Below are 18,173 nucleotides of genomic sequence, written 5' to 3' on the forward strand. Positions count from 1 at the left end.
TTACACTCCAATCAACCCGGAATAACAACAGGATCGCCTCACAGAACATATTAAAAAACAACAATTTTTTAAAAAAGAGCCTTTTTAAAATTCCAGGCATAGATAGCTTAAATTCCCAAATTCGTAATCCCGATAAACCACTTTTCCAGTTTTCTTTTCACTTCCGCTGCCCATTGCAATAAATAGCGGAACAAAATGTTCTTCTCTGGGGACGGCCAGTTTAGCGTGGGGAGCCTGAGTTTCCCAATTAAATAGAGCGGAGTAATCTTTATCATGTATTTTTTCAATCAGCCAATCATCAAATTCCACTGCCCATTCTTCCGGATGTTTTTGTCCCCACTTCACCATTCTCAGGTTATGGACGGTTACTCCGCTGCCAATTACTAATATATCATCCTCGCCTAATTTTCTGAGGGCTTCACCAATCTTAAACTGTCCTTTAGCATCAAGCGCCGGATTAATGGAGATCTGGACAACAGGCACATCTGCCTGAGGAAATAGGTGTGACAGAAGTGTCCATGATCCATGGTCCAAACCCCTGGTACTATCCAGCTTGGAGGCTATGCCGTGAGAGCTGAGGCTATCCCTTACCTTTAAAGCAATTTCCTTAGATCCTTTAGCAGGATAAGAAACAGCATATAATTCTTCAGGAAATCCATAAAAATCATAAATGGTTTCATATTCCCCATCCGTAAATGTGATTTCCGAGATCCCGCTTTCCCAATGTGCGGTAAAAATGACTATAGCTTTGGGATTCAGCCTTTTTCCAATTGCATTAAGGGTTTTTGTATATTCATTATCCTCCAGCGCCAGCATTGGTGAACCATGAGCTAAAAATAAAGAATTCATGTAACTGCCTCCATTTAACTTACTTTTTGTAACTAAGTATATATTCATATCCAAACTGCGTCAAGTTTCTATTTTTGTATCTATTATTAAATCTCCATAAAAAAAACACTTTTAGACTCTTTTTCAGAATCTAAAAGTGTTTCTTTATTATGCAGTAACAGTTTCCTCGCCTAACTTGCGAAGTCTTTCTTCTACTTCTTCTTCTGTTAAATTATGCTCTTTAACATATAGGTTGCGTGGTGTTGTACGGCATTCATGAGAGCATCCGCGCATGTGCTTATGCTCATTTTCCTCCGTGCAAATAATTTGTCTATTGCATGAAGGGTTTGCACAATTAACATAGCGTTCACAAGGCTCGCCTGTGAAATAGTCACGTCCGACCACTACATGCTCCTTTTGATTGACAGGAACGGAAATTCTTTCATCAAATACGTAGCATTGTCCATCCCAAAGCTCTCCTTGGACTTCCGGATCTTTTCCGTATGTCACAATTCCGCCATGCAGCTGTCCTACATCCTCGAAGCCTTCTTTTACAAGCCATCCGGAGAATTTTTCACAGCGGATGCCTCCTGTGCAGTACGTCAAAATCTTTTTGCCCTCAAGCATTTCTTTATTTTCACGGACCCACTGCGGAAGCTCCCGGAATGTTTTAATATCAGGTTTAACAGCACCCCTGAAATGGCCCAGGTCATATTCATAATCATTTCTGGCATCCAGGACAATGGTGTCTTCATCCTGCATGCTGTCGAAAAATTCTTTTGGGCTTAGGTATTTTCCAGTCACTTCATTCGGATTGATATCATCTTCCAATCGAAGTGTTACCAGTTCTTTTCTTGGGCGCACATGCATTTTTTTAAATGCGTGCATATCTGCTTCATCTATTTTAAATATGATATCTGAAAAACCAGGTTTGTTTTTCATCATTTCCATGTACTGTTCTGTTTGTTCGATTGTTCCAGATACAGTTCCATTAATTCCTTCAGCTGCTACTAGGATGCGGCCTCTCAAACCTAAATCTTTACAGTAAGCAAGATGCTCTGCAGCAAATACCTCAGGATCTTCAATTGGCGTATAATAGTAATATAGCAATACTCTATACTTTTCCATTTTTTTGTTACCACCTATTCATTTATATTTGCAAGATATAACGTACAAGGCTTTTGTTATATACATACATGATTGTCTTACAAACAAATATTATAACAAATTATCTTAAAAAAATGGATAAAGAACTTCTGCCAAATCATATTTTTCTTACGGAATTTTACAGATGAATCCATATTATTGTAAATTATGGATGTAAAACACAAAAAAAGAGACACAATTTATGTCCCTCTTCGGCTTCCTTGGAGAACCGCGCTGCCTCTTTACTTTTCTCCTTTGGAGGAAGACTCTTTAAAATCCGGTACAAAAAAATTCAGATGTTTCCTCAAAACTTTGGCTTGAAACGGCAAGGGCTCTCCCTCATCTCCATCAACATTGACAATAAGTTCCTCTGATGCCTTTACAGCAATAAATGAAGAACGGATATACTCCACTTGCTTATGCTCCTTCAGTTCGCCGCGCATTAGCTTAGGCAGGATTTTTAGGATACTCGGCAGTGATATATCTTTTATAATGAAGATATGCATCTTTCCGTCATCCACTTCAGCATGGGGTGCCAGCTTTTCAAATCCGCCTACAGAATTTGTCATGGCAGCGAGCATCAAATAAGTCTTCCCTGTCCAGCTTCCATGGTCATGCTCGATTGTAAGCGTAAAAGGGGTTTTATTAATCAGTGTCTTCACACCTTCAACAAAATAAGCCAGTGAACCCATTTTCGTTTTTTGGACCGCACTGACATTGCTTGTGGCTTCAGCTATCGCCCCTACTGCAAGGACATTCATAAAGTGGCGCTCATTCACCTTGCCAATATCCGCCGGCACGGTTTTTTTGCGAGAAATCAGCTGCAGGGCCTCTTCAGGATCTAAAGGTATACCGATTGCCCTTGCAAAGTCATTCACCGTCCCAAGGGGAATAATGCCAAAATCCGGCTGGTGCTCCTTTTCTGCAAGTCCGTTCACTGTTTCATTTACCGTTCCGTCTCCGCCCATTGAAACCACGGCATCAAAATGATTCCTGCATGCATCCTCCGCAAAACGGGTGGCATCACCCTCGCCTTTTGTTTCACTAACAACTACTTCATCATATAAACGCCCAAGCAGGTCTTCCGCCTGCGGAAGAAGTGATTTTGCTTTTTCTTTTCCTGATGAAGGATTTATGATAATCATCGCTTTTGTCACAGGGAAACCTCCATTTTTTTAATCTCACGGCTCATATTAGCCAATACCCTTAATGAATTGTTATTCAAACAATAAATGCGATAGAAAGCCGGATTCATCTCATGGAAGAAAACTTAAGTATATTTTTTAAATTTTTAGACAAATGGCTATACTTTTTGTTTGTTGGGGTATATACTGTATTATAACAAATAAACACAATCTATAATCTGTACTATAAAAAGGAGGAGTTAACATGCAAACTAAAAATCCAATGGAATTTTTCAGGAACCTGCCACCGAAAACCTGCCCGAAATGTGGAGAGCACATGACCGAACAGGCTGAATCATACCGGGTCGAGTGTGACAGCTGCCTTGCCAATCATGATAAATGAGTGAAGATTAATTTTTAAAAAACAGGCCACCTCATGTGCGGCCTGTTTTTTTTGTTTATATTGCCTTCCTTTGAGTAAAATAAATCCATGGCTGTTAATAAGGAGTATGTTAATGAAAAACATCATCGTTTTTATTCTGTTATTCACCTTTACTTTTTCCCTGATTTTCCTGCTTGATATTCTGCAGGGCAATCTGGGCTATATGCTGGAGTATATTCACGTTATGACCATACAATTTTCCAAAGAAGAAATAACTTTACTCATTATTTTCTTTCTGCTTTGGTTCCATGCCTCGAGAACGATAACCAAAAAAAACAAAAAAACGGCATAATACTACTGCCTTTTTTTTGCAAAAAATTGTTTTAGTAATGCTATGAGTAAAAAGAAAGCCGGAAAAACAATCTGAAACGGAATATGAAGATAATATGGCACATATTTCAGGCCTTCTTTTAAATGCTCAATATAATTGGGAGCAATAAATATAGAGCCCATCAGGATAATAAAGCTGATTGGAAATATTAAGGTCCGAGGCTCTTTCACCTGAAAAACTTCCATGCTTCCTTTCACAGCACAATAAAAAAACACGAATATCTTAATAAAGCCGACAATGATAATGCTGATAATAACCAGAGCATCAAGACGCTGGATAAAGCCTCCAATATTAATATAGCTGACGGCTGTTAAAACGGGAAAGGCTGACCGAAACCGCACACTCGGACCAATAACTGCAATCGTTAATGCCGTTATCAAAGCCAATAACAGCCCGCTGAATACCACTGAAAAAAGCGATGTCTTTATAGTTTTCTTTACATTATCAAGAAGAGGAAACACCATTGTAAAAACGATCAGCTCCCCAAAAGGAACGGTAAGTGTTGTCGGAAACACCTCATTCAATACAGGCTTCCACCCATGTTCCAATATTGGTGTAAGGTTCTTCCATACAATCAGGCCGCCGGCAGCCTGAAGCAGAACAACGATAAAAATGGTTGGCATTATAACGTAGAAACAAAGTTCCGTTAACCTCGAAAACGCCTCAAACCCCTTAAACAAGGTATAAATCAGACACAGCAGCATGGTGATTCCAATAACCATCAATGTGGTTTCCGGGTAGGCTGAAATCACTAGTAATTCTCCAAAGTCACGCAGCAGTCTTGATGCTATATAAATAAAGTAAATGACATATAAAAAACCGATGATGCGGCCTATGCTGGTGCCGAATATTTTTTGCACATATCCTGTTAGAGAATGGCCAGGAAACATCTGATGCACTTTCAGGTATAAACCAATCAGCACACTTCCCGGCACCATTGCTATGAGTATTACAAGCCACGCATCCTGTTTTGCTACTCCAGCGATGCTGAAAAGCACGGAACTTCCCATTTCAAACAGAAACATTAAACAAAATAGCTGAAAGTAGCTTATTTTTATTTTTCCCACAATGCTTACCTCCCTCTCGTTCAAAACGGGTATGGCTGCACTCTCATGCTGGTTCCTTCAATTTTAAAGGCTACGTTTACCTGGACTTCAGCTTTAGGAAAAATCCTTTCCCATTTTCCCTGGACTTTTTTCCACTCTTTTAAATTTGATTTTCTAAGCATTTCCCCAAAGCCAAATACATCACACTGATAATCCTGGGCATAGGCAATTCCTTCACGGATCAGCTTCCCGTATTCAGAGGTGGCTTCTTTTTCAAAACTTTGTATCCCTGGTAAGTTGGATATGTTCCTGTTGCAGAGGCTTTCGTCAATGTTTCCAATTGCCCTTACATCAACAGTGATGACCGGTTTATTGTCTTTCATGACCACTTTCGCCTTGCTTTTCGAGTATTTTAGCTGAAGAGAGGTATATTGATTTTTACTGCAGTGCAAACTTAAATTGCTGCCTTTTATTGTATTTTTGATGATCTGGACAGACTTCGCTTTATTGCCTTCCATCCATCCAATTAATCTTCCTTTTTTAAACATTCCTAATCCATTTAATTGTGTGTGGGTGTAAAAAAGCTTTTCATAGTTTTTCTTGGTTAATCCCTGCTCCACATTTCCTGATATGCCGATCCCTGAGATGACCGGCTCCTCTCCATTTGACCCTAGCGCCGCGATAACCTGATAAATCTGGGTATAAGATGTTTCACCCAGAAGCTTTGCGCTGTTTTTCAACTTGCTTTCTAATGAAGCCGCTGGGTCTTCAATGGTCGGAAGAATATTCATCACCTTTTTTGCTTTTTCATTTTTTGCAATCATGAGCGGGACATTCACCCTAATCCTGCCGTCACGTTCAAAAACATCGAATAAATAATTTACGCCTGCCTTTCGGGCCAATTCTTCCCCGATCATAATGATCGCAATATGGGAATAATCATTCTCCCTTGAAAATCGCTCAGTCGACTTCCGTGCCGCTTCGCTGATTGTTTTACCTTTTGAGCTGAAAACCACTACCGGCAAGGCCCTTCCAGCAGATGCCGAGGTTGATTTTTCAGTAGGGTTGATTGCCTGGAATGTTACCTCATACAGCTTTTCTTTTGTATCATAATCAATACCCAAGGCCACAATGACCGCTGTTTTATTAAGCTCTCTGTAGCTTGCGCAGCCACTAAGCAGGAGAGCAAACACGGACACAATAATAATTGTCCTTCTCACTGGGAATCCCCTCCTGTATTTTCCTCTTTTCGGATTGGAGACTGAGTGACCGTAAGATTCATCAGCGTATCTTTTTGTTTACTGAGCCTTACTGGTGCAAAAGGAGCAAAGTATGGCATGCCAAAGCTTCTAAGACTGCAAAGGTGAGCGGCAATTGCAAGGGTGACGAGCAGTATCCCGTACAATCCAATATAAGCTCCAGCTAAGAGCAGCGAAAATCTTAGAATCCGGCCTGTATTGGACATATTGTAATAAGGCAGCGTAAAGCTTGCGATAGCCGTAATCGATACAATAATAACCGTTGCAGCTGACACAATTCCTGCCTCCACGGCTGCCTGGCCAATAATAATTGCCCCCACTATGGAAACCGTATTTCCTACAGCACGGGGCATCCGCACACCTGCCTCACGCATGATTTCAAAGGCGATTTCCATGATGATAGCTTCAATGATGAGCGGAAATGGAACCCCTTCCCTTTGAGCAGCCAGGCTGATAACAAGAACGGTCGGAATGAGCCCTAAATGGTGGGAAACGAGTGCAATATAAAGGGCAGGTGTATATAAGGTAAGGAAAAATGAAATAAATCTTAAGATCCTCACAAAAGAACTGATATATTTACTTAAATAATAATCCTCCGGCGACTGGAAATATTGAAAAAATATAACCGGTCCAATCAAAATAAATGGCGATCCTTCAACGAATATGGCAAATTTCCCTTCTAAAAGATTGGCAGCGACAGAATCCGGCCTTTCCGTGCTTAACATGGTTGGAAAAATAGACTCCGGGTGATCCTGCAGGAATTTTTCAATATAGCTGGAATCCAAAACCTGATCTGCATGGATTTCTTTCAGCCTTTTATCAAGTTCTTGTAAAATAGATGGCTCAATGATTCCGTCCAGGTACATGTACTCTACTTTTGTTTTAGTCAGCGTGCCGATTTCCAGGGCTTTCAGCCTTAAACTCGGGTTTTTGACCCGCATGCGCACAAGGGAAGTATTGACTCTGTTGTCTTCTGTAAAACTATCCTTTGGCCCGCGGATTACCGTTTGTGTAGTAGATTCTTCTATTGCCCGCTTTTTCACCTCTGCTGTCGATGCTACTAAAGCTTGAGAAGCATCTCTTAAAAGAATGACCGTATTGCCGCTAACCAGAGAAGGAACTATATCCTTAATATCTTCCGTTTCAATGAGATTTGGCACGCTTAACATGTCAGCCACATCCAATAAGGAAGGCAATTCACCTCTTTGCAGTAATTTTAGTAAGGGTTCCATGATCTGCATAGAAATATTCTTTTCGCTTGAAATTCCCTCAATATGAAAAACAGCAAAATGAGTCAATGCTGTTTCCCTATTTTTCATGATTCTGACTGCCAAATCCGAACTGTGGCCCAGTTCAGCTTTAATCAATTCTATATTCTTTTCTATCTCAGGCCCAAGCTTCATCGAAACACTTGAACTCTCACTTTTCTGGTCGGGGATGCTGTTATTGGACCGCTTTGCTGCTTTTCTCACCATATTCAGCTTCCTCCCCGCAAGTATTTATACATTATTGTTTACAGCCGGAGGAAAAATTATGTAGAAAAAAAGGGTGTATGCTGCCCGGATTTTCAGGTACTAGAATTCAAAAAAGGATCTTTTCTTAATATGTTCTATGAGAGCTATCCTAAGGTGCGAGACTCCTGTGTGTTTAGCGGGAAGGAGAGACCCCGCAAACTTTGCTTTAGAGGCTCACCCCCCGCCCCACGGAAAGCGGGCATTCTGGAGCGGAAATCAACCCCTCTTCCATAGCAGCAAAGTTTACGAAAAAAACCAAAAAAAGAGACAGCAGCTGTCTCTTTTGAAAGTTGTGATTCTCCTTTAAAGGAATCATCACATGCTTGCACTCCTTGCATAATCACTAGGGCCTGTTTAAAAAACAGCAAAGCTTATTATATAAAATGTAAAAACTACCCCGCAGTATCTTTTCGGGGCATTGGCAATTCTTCAAAAACAGACATTCAAATCAATTGAGAAACCAGAGGATGGCAGCCGCTTATATAAAATCCTCCCTCTCCCTCTTCGCTGTACTCTATTTTTGTTTCCGCTATATAGCGGATATCTGCAGGATGAACCGCCACTTTGAATCCCGGAAACTCAAAAATCCTATCATTCTCATTTATTCTGGAAAAACTTAAAGAATAATTTAATTCATTACAGCAGGCAGACTTCACCCCATACTTTAAGATAATATCTTTATCCATTTCTTCTTTCATTTCTCTGATTTTATCCTGAGCGATACTAGAGATAACAATCATACTATCATCCTTTCTTTTATTGCAGCAGGTGAACATACAAATTGTACCTTACAACGCTTTTTATTTACAGTTTAGCATCTTGGATGTTTCACATGAAACAATTTGACAAGCTGAAGCTATAATTGCAGCAAGAAAATAAACAAATTAGAAATTTATATACAAATGTTTGAAAAAATTCATTATAGTGGTAGGTAAGGTATATAGCAATTTTAATTTCTTAATTTAATGGAGGATGACAATGAAAAATAAAGTAGCTGCAGGCGTATTAGGAATCTTACTGGGTAATTTCGGGGTACACAAATTTTACTTAGGAAAAATCGGAATGGGAATTTTATATTTAGTGTTCTGCTGGACAGGAATTCCTGGAATCATCGGACTCATCGAAGGCATCATTTATCTATGCAAATCAGATGAAGAATTTAACGCCCAATATAATCAAAAACAGCTTACTCGTTAATAAATGTAATTTGTCTATGAATTGGCTGCCAGCCAATTCATAGGACAACAACACGACTTATAAGATCCAATTACGAGAAAAAAGGGAGATTCCGCATTGGAATCTCCCTTTTTTCTGGTGATTTCTTACTCCACAGTAACACTTTTCGCAAGATTACGCGGTTTATCCACGTCACATCCGCGGTGAAGAGCTGCATAGTAAGCAATCAGCTGCATTGGCACTACAGAGATAAGAGGTGTTAACAGGGCATGTATTTGAGGGATGACAAAACGGTCATCTTCTTCTTCAAGGCCCTTCATGGAAATAATGCACGTATTAGCACCGCGGGCCGCTACTTCTTTCACATTGCCGCGGATGCTCAGATTAACATTTTCCTGTGTAGCAAGAGCAATAACTGGTGTACCATCCTCAATTAAAGCGATCGTACCATGTTTCAGTTCTCCTCCTGCAAATCCTTCTGCCTGGATATATGAAATTTCCTTGAGCTTAAGAGCACCTTCAAGGCCCACATAATGATCAGCAGAACGACCGATAAAGAAGCAATTGCGGGTGACAGACAGATATTCACGTGCAATTTGTTCCATTTCTTCTTTTGAATCACAAAGAGCTTCCATAATAGTGGCTGCAATACCAAGTTCTTTAACCAAGTCAAAATCTACAGTCATGCCGCGGAACTGGGCTGTTACATCAGCCAGGATGGCCAAAACTGAAATCTGAGCTGTATAAGCCTTTGTAGAGGCAACTGCAATTTCTGGCCCTGCATGTAAAAGTAAAGTGAAATCAGCTTCACGTGATAATGTTGACCCGGGTACATTAGTGATTGTCAGCGCCTTGTGGCCAAGCTCCTTAATAGCTACAAGCACGGCGCGGCTGTCTGCTGTTTCTCCGCTTTGTGAAATAAAAATGAACAGCGGTTTTTCTGAAAGCAGCGGCATATTGTAAGTGAATTCCGAAGCAACATGGACCTCAACCGGAATTTTAGCCATATTTTCAAATAACTGTTTTCCTATCAGCCCTGCATGATAGCTTGTTCCGCATGCCACGATATAAATCCGGTCTGCTTCGCTCACTGCTTCAGCAATATTATAATCGATTGCAAGCTTGCCCTGTTCATTTTGGTAAGCCTGGATAATCTTCCGGGTTACTAATGGCTGCTCATCGATTTCCTTGAGCATATAGTGAGGGTACGTGCCTTTTTCAATATCACTAGCATCCAATTCAGCAGTATACGGCTCACGGGTAATTGCCTGGCCATCCAGTGTCTGTATGGATACCTGATCTTTTGTCACTATAACCATTTCCTTATCCATCAGCTCAAGGAATTGATTGGTTACGTGAATCATAGCCATAGCATCAGATGCAACAACATTGAAACCTTCACCGGTGCCAACAAGCAGCGGACTTTTATTTTTAGCTACAAAAATGGTTTCATTGTTTTGGTTATCCAATAATGCCAAAGCATACGATCCTTTAACAAGCTTCAGCGTTTTGCGGAATGCATCTTCTACAGTCAAACCATCGTTTACAAACTTTTCGATCAGCTGCACCACAACTTCTGTGTCTGTTTCACTTTTAAAAGTGAAACCTTCAAGGTACTCGCGCTTCAGCTGACTGTAGTTTTCGATTACACCATTATGAACAAGTGTTAAGCGTCCAGAAGTGCTTTGATGCGGGTGTGCATTTGAAACGCTTGGCACACCGTGGGTTGCCCAGCGCGTATGGCCAATGCCTGTATTCGCTGCAATATTTTCATTAACTACCGCACGAAGATCTGCAATCCGACCCTTTTCTTTATAAACCTGTACTCCTGTACCATCTATTACGGCGATTCCTGCAGAATCATAGCCTCTGTATTCAAGCTTTTCAAGACCTTTTAATAAAATTTCCTTCGCGTCATTATTACCAATATATCCAACGATACCGCACATAGTGATTGCTCCTCCAGCCGATGATCAGGGAGCAAGAATGCCAAAGGGGCAGCCTTGCCCCCTTATCTCATATTTTTTTTAGATGTGCATTTCTTATCCTTTGTGCAGCAGGTTGCCCCGCTGTTTTAAGATAAGAATTCCTGCGGCTGTGCACGTTCAGCCGGGAGGCATCCGCCGAACTTTCGATAAACCTCCACCTCGTCAACTAAACCGCTTCCGTTCCGGCTTAGTCCTGGCGCTTTTAGTTTTTTAATATCCGCACTGCCCGCCCTTCCTTTTAATGTCTGCTGTTTACCGGAAAAAGATCCGAAAAACAGGATAATCATACCCTATAACAGGCCGCTTCGTCAACTATGATTAGACCTTAACGAGACATGCAGGCTCAGGCTAGGGATTAAAACCCCTTATATAAAAATATGCATAAGAAGAATAAAGCGTTCCCCTTATGCATATCTATCACTTTATTCGTTTAAACCCATTTCTTCTTTTACGACTGCTGCTATTCTGTCGACATATTGGCGGCATTGACCAGCATCAGGCGCTTCTGCCATAACACGCACTAGAGGTTCTGTCCCTGAAGGGCGGACCAGAATTCTTCCGTTTCCGTTCATTTCAGCTTCTACCTCTGTGATGACCTGATGGACCTTTTCATTTTGTGTTACAGCATGTTTGTCTGTGACTCTGATGTTTACAAGTGTCTGAGGATATTTTTTCATCTCAGCAGCCAATTCTGACAGAGGTTTTTTTGTTTGATTCATAATATTCACCAGCTGCAGGCCGGACAGGAGGCCATCACCCGTTGTATTATAATCAAGAAAAATAATATGCCCGGACTGTTCACCGCCCAAGTTATAGCCGCCTTTTTTCATCTCTTCCACAACATATCTGTCTCCTACAGCAGTTTGCACACTTTGGATTCCATGCTGGTCGAGCCCTTTATAGAATCCCAGGTTGCTCATGACTGTTGAAACGACAGTACCTTGTTTCAGGCGATTATTTTCTTTCATGTAACGGGCGCAAATGTACATGATCTGGTCGCCATCCACAATGTCTCCATTTTCATCGATGGCAATCATGCGGTCTCCGTCTCCGTCAAAAGCAAGGCCTACGCTTGCTCCTTTTTCTTTTAAGAAGGCAGCTAAAGCTTCAGGGTGAGTTGAACCAACACCTTCATTTATATTCAATCCATTTGGTGATGCTCCCATTGTAGAAATATCTGCATCAAGGTCGGCAAACAAATGTGTTGCCAGAGAAGAAGTCGCGCCATGCGCACAGTCCAAAGCTATATGAATGCCGGTGAAATCTTCATCAACCGTCTGCTTAAGATACTGAAGGTACTTTTGGCCTCCTTCGAAATAATCATTCATATGGCCAAGGTCTCCGCCGACGGGGCGAGGAAGTTCATCCTTTTCCATATCCATTAACCGTTCTATCTCGTTTTCCTGTTCATCTGAAAGCTTAAAACCATCCGGTCCGAAGAATTTGATTCCATTGTCAGCCACGGGATTATGAGAAGCAGAAATCATGACACCTGCTTCTGCACTCAAAGCTTTTGTCAAATAGGCGACACCTGGCGTCGAAATAACACCAAGACGCATTACCTCTGCACCGATGGACAGCAGTCCTGCGACAAGAGCTCCCTCAAGCATATGCCCGGAAATCCTGGTATCACGGCCAATCAAGACCTTAGGGCGTTCTGTGTCTCTCGTTAAAACATACCCTCCGAATCTGCCAAGCTTAAAGGCAAGCTCTGGGGTTAATTCACTGTTTGCAACCCCTCTTACTCCGTCTGTCCCAAAATATTTACCCATAGAATATCGCTCCTTCTTTCTAATAATCCTATATGATACGCTGCACGTATTATGTTTCTTTATCTTTTTTTGTTATGGAGACTTTAGCCGTTTTAACCGGCAGCTCCCATTTAATATTCGCAGGAACCTTAACCTGAATGGCTGCGTCATGCTCTCCTTCTTCAAGACCTGTGGCATCTACCGTGATTTGAATATCATCAGGCTTTACCTTTTGCAGATCATCGGCGGTTCCTGATAAAGTCAGATCAATCTTGCCGCCTTTCGGAGATATGAAAGTCAAGTCCTGATCATCAGCAAGTCCAGATGAAACAATGTCGAGATTTTTGATTACTTTTGTCTGCGTCGAAGTATCTGGACTTTTTGTTTGTTCATCTTGCTTTTCTGGCGGTTTTTTCTCCGTATCAGCTGTATTTTTGTCAGCTGGCACTACCTTCTCTGTCTGGATTTTCACCGTCGCTGTGCCCAGAGACATTTTTTTTACGCCATCTGGAACAGTAATAGGCAATTCCACCTCTTTACTGTTATCTATGTTGGACACATCTACCGGAACGCTTACTCCATGTATGGAATCTAAAACCGATTGCTTTCCGTACAAAGTAACATTCTTAGGGAAAACAGTCATGCTTTTAATGCTGACAGTGTCTTTTGGTGTGCCGGTTTGTACGGGTACGAGCTTTACTGTTTTAGAAGGGATATTCACATTCAGGGAAACATCCACAACAGATGGCTCTATAGATACATTAAGCTTGTTCAGATCTCTGTCAAGCGCCCGCACCGTAGCCTGGCGGTGAACCGTCTCATTCACCCTGCCCGAAAGTGCCATTGTGGCTTTCACATAGGCAATTTGGTCAATAATATCTTTTGCGCCGGTTATTTTAACAGTTTGCGGACTGACAGCTGGCTTATCTGCTGTATATCCATCTTCAATAAGGGATCTATTATACTCCGGATCGACTGAAAACTCTTTTGTCACCTTTTCTTGAATTTTCACCGTAGTATATTCAGGATTTACTGATGCTGTCAGCTTTTCATTTATATCCCTGATTTTTAATGGCACCTTTTTTTCGCCCATAGCGATCTCAGGGTCCGACAAATCGATGTATACCTTGAATTCCCTTTGGTTTTTCGCCGAGATCAATAAGCTTTTTACCCCTTTTAAGGTAACATCCACCGACTTCGGTGCACCCGTCACGACAAGGTTGTCGCGATCGTAATACACCTCCACAGGCACATTTTTAATGGTTTCTGTACCAATCTCTCCCGGTGTGTTAAAACCGAGGGATTTTTTTCCGGTTCCAGGTGTAAAGTTAACAGAAGTAAATAACAAGACAGTTAAAGCGAGCGCCACAATTTTTGTGAACCAGCTGCTGTTCATGAATTTATCCATTTTTCTTCCCCCTCCAGTTCCATAACGTTGAGGAAGCCAATTTATTATCCAGGACCAATTCTTTTTGCAGCATGTTCCTGAAGGTGTTCTGGTCTAATTCGCGATACAGTTCGCCATTTTTCGTTAAAGAAACGCCTCCCGTTTCTTCTGATACAACAACCGTGATACAATCGGTCACTTCACTGATGCCCATTGCCGCACGATGCCTCGTCCCAAGCTCCTTTGATATGAACGGGCTTTCGGATAAAGGCAGGTAACAGGCTGCTGCAGCCACCTGGTTATTCTGCAGGATAACGGCACCATCATGAAGCGGTGTATTGGGAATGAATATGTTGATTAAAAGTTCCGAAGAAATTTGTGATCCAAGCGGGATCCCGGTTTCTATGTAATCACTCAGTCCAGTTTCCTTCTCGATGGAAATCAATGCACCGATTCTCCGTTTTGCCATATAGGCCGTTGCCTTAACGATTGCTTCCACCAGCCGGTCTTGCTCATCTTCTTCCTGGCCGGTGCTTCTAACAAACAGCTTTCCTCTTCCAAGCTGCTCAAGCGCCCTCCGCAGCTCAGGCTGAAAAATGATGATAATAGCAAGGACTCCCCAAGTCATAACTTGTTCCATTAACCACCCTAGTGTATTCAGGCCGATCAGGCTGCTCAAGGCTCGGACAATTACGATGACGAATATCCCTTTTAAGAGCTGAACAGCCTTTGTTCCCCGAATGACGACAAGCAGTTTATATATCACAAACCAAACAAGGAGAATATCAATTAAATTCACTACATAATCCAAGAAGGAAAAGTTGGATAATGACATGTTACTTCCTCCAGTCGGTAAATACTCCATAGCTATAGATTTTTAATATAACCTAAACAGTATACCATTTTTCTTTCCGCACTTCTAAATAAAGTAGACCTCTTTTTGGAATAATTCAAAAAAGCCTCCCGTCAGAATAAGACAAAACGCGGCGGGCCGCCTTATGGCATAGCCTGTCTGTCCTACCTGACCTGGAGACCTGAATGATACTATTTATTGCCCTTCTACCTGGAAAACCGCTTTTCCAGCATTTTTCATTTTAAACCATAGCCAATCGAATATCTTATTGACCATCTCAATTTCCCCTGTAACGCTTCCTGCCGAAGCCAGGTATTCATGGCCATTGATTACTGTCACATTCCCTTTTACTTTCCCTTCAATCCGAATATCGCCATTCTGCACCACGATGTCTCCATTGACCGTTTTCCCTTTAGGAACGATTACCGTGTTTTTCTCCACTACTATATTAGGCTTTTTGGATACCGAAAAATGGGGATCCTGATTCCAAATAGAGATAGCAGATCCCGCCATTAATAGAATAAAGAGGGAGGCCGCTGTGATAAAAGGATGATTTTTCAGCCAGCGCCTTGCACCTGCATTTTTCTTCTCTTTAGGAAGGCTTGCCATAACCCTATTAGTAAAATGAGCCGGAGCCCTCCTGCTTGGCAGCCCCTGAACCAAAGCTTCCGCCTTTTTTAATTCATGAAAATGCAGCCGGCATACAGAACAGGTTTGCAAATGCTCCCTTAGCTGCCCCTCTCTTTCATCAGAGATTTCCTCATCAAGATATTCATGCATATATTCTAAGAACTCATTGTGGCAACTCATCATTTTCACCTTCTTTTTATAAATGGCCCAGCTGTTTTCTCAAAGCTTCACGGCCCCGGTGAATCCTGGTTTTTACAGTTCCAACCGGCAGATCCAGAATCTCGCTGATTTCCTTAAGTGATAATTCTTCAATATACTTCAGAACAATAGCAGACCGATATTTCTCCGGAAGCCTTAAAATCTCTTCCTGAATCGTATTCTGCAATTCCATAGATTCGATTTCTTCTTCAGGATTGCTGCTTTCTGAAGCAATCTGCGAGTATAAATCCAGCCCTTCTGTGCCCGCAATTTCCGCATCCAAGAAATAATCCGGCTTTTTTTTGCGAATCCGGTCAATGCACAGATTGGTAGCAATCCTGTATAGCCAGGTCGAAAATTTCATTTGGATATGAAAGCTCCGAATATTGATATAGGCTCTCAAAAATGCCTCTTGTGCCATATCTTCCGCTTCATGGCTGTTGCCAAGCATTCTGTAGCAAAGCTGATAGACGCGGTCTTTATACAGCTCTACGATTTCGCTGAATGCATTTTGATCACCTTTTAGAACCTGTTTAATTCTTTTTTTTATGATTGCTTCCATTTGGTTTTTTACCCCCGCTCATGCGGCTATAAGATACTTACGAATTCAGCCATATATAGGTTTCAAAAAAGGATATAAAATAATTTTAACAAAAATAGCACAAACCTGTTTAAATTCTGCTAAAAAGGGATATATAGAGAAAAATTGAATGTGAAAGCGGGGAACAGCTGAAATGACTGCAAAACAGCTTTTACACCATATAGAAGAATGCAGACAGCGTATGATTCATTTGGCTTTATCTTCCTCCAGAATTGACACCCAAGTGGTTAAGGCAAGCACAGAACTAGATCAGCTCATAAATCAATATTATCGCATAACTAAAAAACAGTAACCCCCGGTTACTGTTTCATTTTATATAGAGGGTCTCCATTAACCGAGTATAAACTCTCCTGCAATACACCTCATACCCAGAGCCCGATAATCCCCTCAAAAACCAACGCCTGTTTACAAGGTTCATTCCAATGGAAGCTATATATAACCGGCTGGTAAAGCCATAGGAAAAGGAAATAAAAAAAGCCTTTGATTATAGAATCAAAGACGAATAATTGTGTATGTAGTTAGATGGTGGAGCCTAGCGGGATCGAACCGCTGACCTCCTGCGTGCAAGGCAGGCGCTCTCCCAGCTGAGCTAAGGCCCCATATTTTTATGTATGCATGCAGTTCTCTGGAGCGGAAGACGGGATTCGAACCCGCGACCCCAACCTTGGCAAGGTTGTATTCTACCACTGAACTACTTCCGCAAAAGAGTGAGCCATGAAGGATTCGAACCTTCGACCCTCTGATTAAAAGTCAGATGCTCTACCAACTGAGCTAATGGCTCATAAATGGCTGGGCTAGCTGGATTCGAACCAACGCATGACGGAGTCAAAGTCCGTTGCCTTACCGCTTGGCTATAGCCCAATAAGATATTTTACAAAAAAATAGGTGGTAATCATATAATCCCCAGCTTGAAGGAAAATATAACTCATCCACAATGTTTTTTATTAAAATGGTGGAGGGGGGCAGATTCGAACTGCCGAACCCGAAGGAGCGGATTTACAGTCCGCCGCGTTTAGCCACTTCGCTACCCCTCCATAAAGTGGTGCCGGCAAGAGGACTTGAACCCCCAACCTACTGATTACAAGTCAGTTGCTCTACCAATTGAGCTACACCGGCATTTTTAAGATGGTATAAATCTATTAAGTTTTTTAAAAAAATGGTGGAGGATGACGGGATCGAACCGCCGACCCTCTGCTTGTAAGGCAGATGCTCTCCCAGCTGAGCTAATCCTCCAGTATGTAAATGGTGACCCGTACGGGATTCGAACCCGTGTTACCGCCGTGAAAGGGCGGTGTCTTAACCGCTTGACCAACGGGCCGATGTATAATATGTACTAGGAAGCTCCCAAGCGGGCTCGAACCGCTGACCTCTTCCTTACCATGGAAGTGCTCTACCTGCTGAGCTATGGAAGCATGGCTCCGCAGGTAGGACTCGAACCTACGACCGTTCGGTTAACAGCCGAATGCTCTACCACTGAGCTACTGCGGAATAGTATAATGTTTCCTTAAACTCCTGATGTACATCTTAGAAGATTTAGCCTGGCAACGTCCTACTCTCACAGGGGGAGAACCCCCAACTACCATCGGCGCTGAAGAGCTTAACTTCCGTGTTCGGAATGGGAACGGGTGTGACCTCTTCGCCATCATTGCCAGACATTAATTCACTTGTAAGGACATTATCTATTATAATATCTTTTTAAGCAAATTGCAAGAACTTTTTTTGTTCTTTCAAAACCAGATAATAGAAGAAGTTAAATATCTGCAATCATTTTGTCTAGCTGCGAAAGCCAAACCGTACGGCTGCTTCGCTTCTTCTGTCCGAGACGTCCGTCTCTTCCGCCAGAAGCTCCATCATCCTATCGGTTTATGCGGGCTTTCTCCGCTTTTCAATTTGGTTAAG

General features: G+C 41.8%; 19 protein-coding genes, 10 tRNA genes and 1 rRNA gene. 5 read left to right on the plus strand and 25 right to left on the minus strand.

Annotated features, from left to right (window positions below; genetic code table 11):
- Window positions 1–84: 84 nt before the first annotated feature.
- The 3 genes from BIV59_RS14730 to BIV59_RS14740 form a co-directional block, all read right to left on the minus strand.
- Window positions 85–849, minus strand: coding sequence for a DODA-type extradiol aromatic ring-opening family dioxygenase (locus BIV59_RS14730; protein ID WP_071352219.1), 765 nt, complete (start codon window positions 847–849; stop codon window positions 85–87).
- Between the two features lie 147 nt (window positions 850–996).
- Window positions 997–1,956, minus strand: a complete 960-nt coding sequence (gene trhO / locus BIV59_RS14735; RefSeq protein WP_071352220.1) for an oxygen-dependent tRNA uridine(34) hydroxylase TrhO — start codon at window positions 1,954–1,956, stop codon at window positions 997–999.
- Between the two features lie 260 nt (window positions 1,957–2,216).
- Window positions 2,217–3,131 carry a diacylglycerol/lipid kinase family protein gene (locus BIV59_RS14740; RefSeq protein WP_071352221.1) on the minus strand — a complete coding sequence of 305 codons (915 nt, stop codon included), beginning with the start codon at window positions 3,129–3,131 and terminating at the stop codon, window positions 2,217–2,219.
- 232 nt (window positions 3,132–3,363) lie between these two features.
- On the opposite strand from BIV59_RS14740, the gene yhfH reads away from it, so the two are divergent.
- A complete protein-coding gene (yhfH, locus tag BIV59_RS22870; protein WP_083392196.1) occupies window positions 3,364–3,501 on the plus strand; it encodes a protein YhfH in 138 nt (45 codons plus the stop codon).
- A 112-nt stretch (window positions 3,502–3,613) separates the two neighbouring features.
- Window positions 3,614–3,832 (plus strand): hypothetical protein, encoded by a 219-nt coding sequence (locus tag BIV59_RS14745; protein ID WP_071352222.1) that lies wholly within the window; start codon window positions 3,614–3,616, stop codon window positions 3,830–3,832.
- Window positions 3,833–3,834: 2 nt separating this feature from the next.
- On the opposite strand, the gene BIV59_RS14750 is transcribed toward BIV59_RS14745, so the two are convergent.
- From BIV59_RS14750 to BIV59_RS14765, 4 genes are all read right to left on the minus strand, one after another.
- Entirely contained in the window at window positions 3,835–4,938 is a 1,104-nt protein-coding gene (locus BIV59_RS14750) for a GerAB/ArcD/ProY family transporter (RefSeq protein ID WP_071352223.1), read from the minus strand.
- Between the two features lie 20 nt (window positions 4,939–4,958).
- The gene (locus BIV59_RS14755; protein WP_071352224.1) at window positions 4,959–6,137 is read right to left on the minus strand and encodes a Ger(x)C family spore germination protein; all 1,179 of its coding nucleotides are present in this window, start codon (window positions 6,135–6,137) and stop codon (window positions 4,959–4,961) included.
- Complete coding sequence (locus BIV59_RS14760) at window positions 6,134–7,651, minus strand: spore germination protein (protein WP_071352225.1); 1,518 nt, start codon at window positions 7,649–7,651, stop codon at window positions 6,134–6,136. The genes BIV59_RS14755 and BIV59_RS14760 overlap by 4 nt, the downstream gene beginning before the upstream one ends.
- A gap of 482 nt (window positions 7,652–8,133) precedes the next feature.
- On the minus strand, window positions 8,134–8,430 hold the full coding sequence (locus BIV59_RS14765; RefSeq protein WP_071352226.1) for a HesB/IscA family protein: 297 nt from the start codon (window positions 8,428–8,430) through the stop codon (window positions 8,134–8,136).
- A 232-nt stretch (window positions 8,431–8,662) separates the two neighbouring features.
- On the opposite strand from BIV59_RS14765, the gene BIV59_RS14770 reads away from it, so the two are divergent.
- Complete coding sequence (locus BIV59_RS14770) at window positions 8,663–8,887, plus strand: TM2 domain-containing protein (RefSeq protein WP_071352227.1); 225 nt, start codon at window positions 8,663–8,665, stop codon at window positions 8,885–8,887.
- A gap of 125 nt (window positions 8,888–9,012) precedes the next feature.
- Here BIV59_RS14770 and glmS read toward each other — a convergent pair whose 3' ends face one another.
- The 7 genes from glmS to sigW form a co-directional block, all read right to left on the minus strand.
- Window positions 9,013–10,815 carry a glutamine--fructose-6-phosphate transaminase (isomerizing) gene (glmS, locus tag BIV59_RS14775; protein WP_071352228.1) on the minus strand — a complete coding sequence of 601 codons (1,803 nt, stop codon included), beginning with the start codon at window positions 10,813–10,815 and terminating at the stop codon, window positions 9,013–9,015.
- A gap of 125 nt (window positions 10,816–10,940) precedes the next feature.
- Complete coding sequence (locus BIV59_RS23705) at window positions 10,941–11,141, minus strand: hypothetical protein (protein WP_071352229.1); 201 nt, start codon at window positions 11,139–11,141, stop codon at window positions 10,941–10,943.
- A gap of 135 nt (window positions 11,142–11,276) precedes the next feature.
- Window positions 11,277–12,626 (minus strand): phosphoglucosamine mutase, encoded by a 1,350-nt coding sequence (gene glmM, locus BIV59_RS14785; RefSeq protein ID WP_071352230.1) that lies wholly within the window; start codon window positions 12,624–12,626, stop codon window positions 11,277–11,279.
- A gap of 49 nt (window positions 12,627–12,675) precedes the next feature.
- Window positions 12,676–14,013: a CdaR family protein gene (locus BIV59_RS14790; RefSeq protein ID WP_071352231.1), complete on the minus strand. Its 1,338-nt coding sequence runs from the start codon at window positions 14,011–14,013 to the stop codon at window positions 12,676–12,678.
- Entirely contained in the window at window positions 14,006–14,827 is an 822-nt protein-coding gene (gene cdaA / locus BIV59_RS14795) for a diadenylate cyclase CdaA (RefSeq protein WP_071352232.1), read from the minus strand. The genes BIV59_RS14790 and cdaA overlap by 8 nt, the downstream gene beginning before the upstream one ends.
- Before the next feature lie 213 nt (window positions 14,828–15,040).
- Window positions 15,041–15,655 carry an anti-sigma factor family protein gene (locus BIV59_RS14800; protein WP_071352233.1) on the minus strand — a complete coding sequence of 205 codons (615 nt, stop codon included), beginning with the start codon at window positions 15,653–15,655 and terminating at the stop codon, window positions 15,041–15,043.
- A gap of 16 nt (window positions 15,656–15,671) precedes the next feature.
- Complete coding sequence (gene sigW / locus BIV59_RS14805) at window positions 15,672–16,235, minus strand: RNA polymerase sigma factor SigW (protein ID WP_071352234.1); 564 nt, start codon at window positions 16,233–16,235, stop codon at window positions 15,672–15,674.
- Window positions 16,236–16,407: 172 nt separating this feature from the next.
- On the opposite strand from sigW, the gene BIV59_RS22875 reads away from it, so the two are divergent.
- Window positions 16,408–16,566 carry an aspartyl-phosphate phosphatase Spo0E family protein gene (locus tag BIV59_RS22875; protein WP_083392198.1) on the plus strand — a complete coding sequence of 53 codons (159 nt, stop codon included), beginning with the start codon at window positions 16,408–16,410 and terminating at the stop codon, window positions 16,564–16,566.
- 231 nt (window positions 16,567–16,797) lie between these two features.
- Here BIV59_RS22875 and BIV59_RS14810 read toward each other — a convergent pair.
- From BIV59_RS14810 to rrf, 11 genes are all read right to left on the minus strand, one after another.
- Window positions 16,798–16,873, minus strand: a tRNA-Ala gene (locus tag BIV59_RS14810).
- Window positions 16,874–16,900: 27 nt separating this feature from the next.
- Window positions 16,901–16,975, minus strand: a tRNA-Gly gene (locus BIV59_RS14815).
- Window positions 16,976–16,982: 7 nt separating this feature from the next.
- Window positions 16,983–17,055: transfer RNA gene (locus BIV59_RS14820), tRNA-Lys, on the minus strand.
- Between the two features lie 5 nt (window positions 17,056–17,060).
- A tRNA-Gln gene (locus BIV59_RS14825) sits at window positions 17,061–17,135 on the minus strand.
- Between the two features lie 89 nt (window positions 17,136–17,224).
- Window positions 17,225–17,308 (minus strand) — tRNA-Tyr (locus BIV59_RS14830).
- 6 nt (window positions 17,309–17,314) lie between these two features.
- Window positions 17,315–17,390: transfer RNA gene (locus BIV59_RS14835), tRNA-Thr, on the minus strand.
- A gap of 41 nt (window positions 17,391–17,431) precedes the next feature.
- Window positions 17,432–17,507: transfer RNA gene (locus BIV59_RS14840), tRNA-Val, on the minus strand.
- Window positions 17,508–17,517: 10 nt separating this feature from the next.
- Window positions 17,518–17,592 (minus strand) — tRNA-Glu (locus tag BIV59_RS14845).
- A 21-nt stretch (window positions 17,593–17,613) separates the two neighbouring features.
- A tRNA-Thr gene (locus BIV59_RS14850) sits at window positions 17,614–17,686 on the minus strand.
- Window position 17,687: 1 nt separating this feature from the next.
- Window positions 17,688–17,762, minus strand: a tRNA-Asn gene (locus BIV59_RS14855).
- Window positions 17,763–17,810: 48 nt separating this feature from the next.
- Window positions 17,811–17,927: ribosomal RNA gene (gene rrf / locus BIV59_RS14860) — 5S ribosomal RNA — on the minus strand.
- A 66-nt stretch (window positions 17,928–17,993) separates the two neighbouring features.
- On the opposite strand from rrf, the gene BIV59_RS23940 reads away from it, so the two are divergent.
- Window positions 17,994–18,173, plus strand: a 180-nt coding sequence (locus BIV59_RS23940; protein ID WP_205684398.1) for a hypothetical protein, incomplete at its 3' end; no start/stop codon positions are given.

The organism is Bacillus sp. MUM 13, from assembly GCF_001866725.1.
Classification (GTDB): Bacteria; Bacillota; Bacilli; order Bacillales; family DSM-1321; genus Peribacillus.

What these genes read in the sequence shown, in the direction of transcription:
- BIV59_RS14730 (WP_071352219.1), bottom strand. Translation starts at nt 849, where the DNA reads ATGAATTCTTTATTTTTAGCTCATGGTTCACCAATGCTGGCGCTGGAG.
- trhO (WP_071352220.1), bottom strand. Translation starts at nt 1,956, where the DNA reads ATGGAAAAGTATAGAGTATTGCTATATTACTATTATACGCCAATTGAA.
- yhfH (WP_083392196.1), top strand. Translation starts at nt 3,364, where the DNA reads ATGCAAACTAAAAATCCAATGGAATTTTTCAGGAACCTGCCACCGAAA.
- BIV59_RS14745 (WP_071352222.1), top strand. Translation starts at nt 3,614, where the DNA reads ATGAAAAACATCATCGTTTTTATTCTGTTATTCACCTTTACTTTTTCC.
- BIV59_RS14760 (WP_071352225.1), bottom strand. Translation starts at nt 7,651, where the DNA reads ATGGTGAGAAAAGCAGCAAAGCGGTCCAATAACAGCATCCCCGACCAG.
- BIV59_RS14765 (WP_071352226.1), bottom strand. Translation starts at nt 8,430, where the DNA reads ATGATTGTTATCTCTAGTATCGCTCAGGATAAAATCAGAGAAATGAAA.
- BIV59_RS14770 (WP_071352227.1), top strand. Translation starts at nt 8,663, where the DNA reads ATGACAATGAAAAATAAAGTAGCTGCAGGCGTATTAGGAATCTTACTG.
- glmS (WP_071352228.1), bottom strand. Translation starts at nt 10,815, where the DNA reads ATGTGCGGTATCGTTGGATATATTGGTAATAATGACGCGAAGGAAATT.
- BIV59_RS23705 (WP_071352229.1), bottom strand. Translation starts at nt 11,141, where the DNA reads ATGATTATCCTGTTTTTCGGATCTTTTTCCGGTAAACAGCAGACATTA.
- glmM (WP_071352230.1), bottom strand. Translation starts at nt 12,626, where the DNA reads ATGGGTAAATATTTTGGGACAGACGGAGTAAGAGGGGTTGCAAACAGT.
- BIV59_RS14790 (WP_071352231.1), bottom strand. Translation starts at nt 14,013, where the DNA reads ATGGATAAATTCATGAACAGCAGCTGGTTCACAAAAATTGTGGCGCTC.
- cdaA (WP_071352232.1), bottom strand. Translation starts at nt 14,827, where the DNA reads ATGTCATTATCCAACTTTTCCTTCTTGGATTATGTAGTGAATTTAATT.
- BIV59_RS14800 (WP_071352233.1), bottom strand. Translation starts at nt 15,655, where the DNA reads ATGAGTTGCCACAATGAGTTCTTAGAATATATGCATGAATATCTTGAT.
- sigW (WP_071352234.1), bottom strand. Translation starts at nt 16,235, where the DNA reads ATGGAAGCAATCATAAAAAAAAGAATTAAACAGGTTCTAAAAGGTGAT.
- BIV59_RS22875 (WP_083392198.1), top strand. Translation starts at nt 16,408, where the DNA reads ATGACTGCAAAACAGCTTTTACACCATATAGAAGAATGCAGACAGCGT.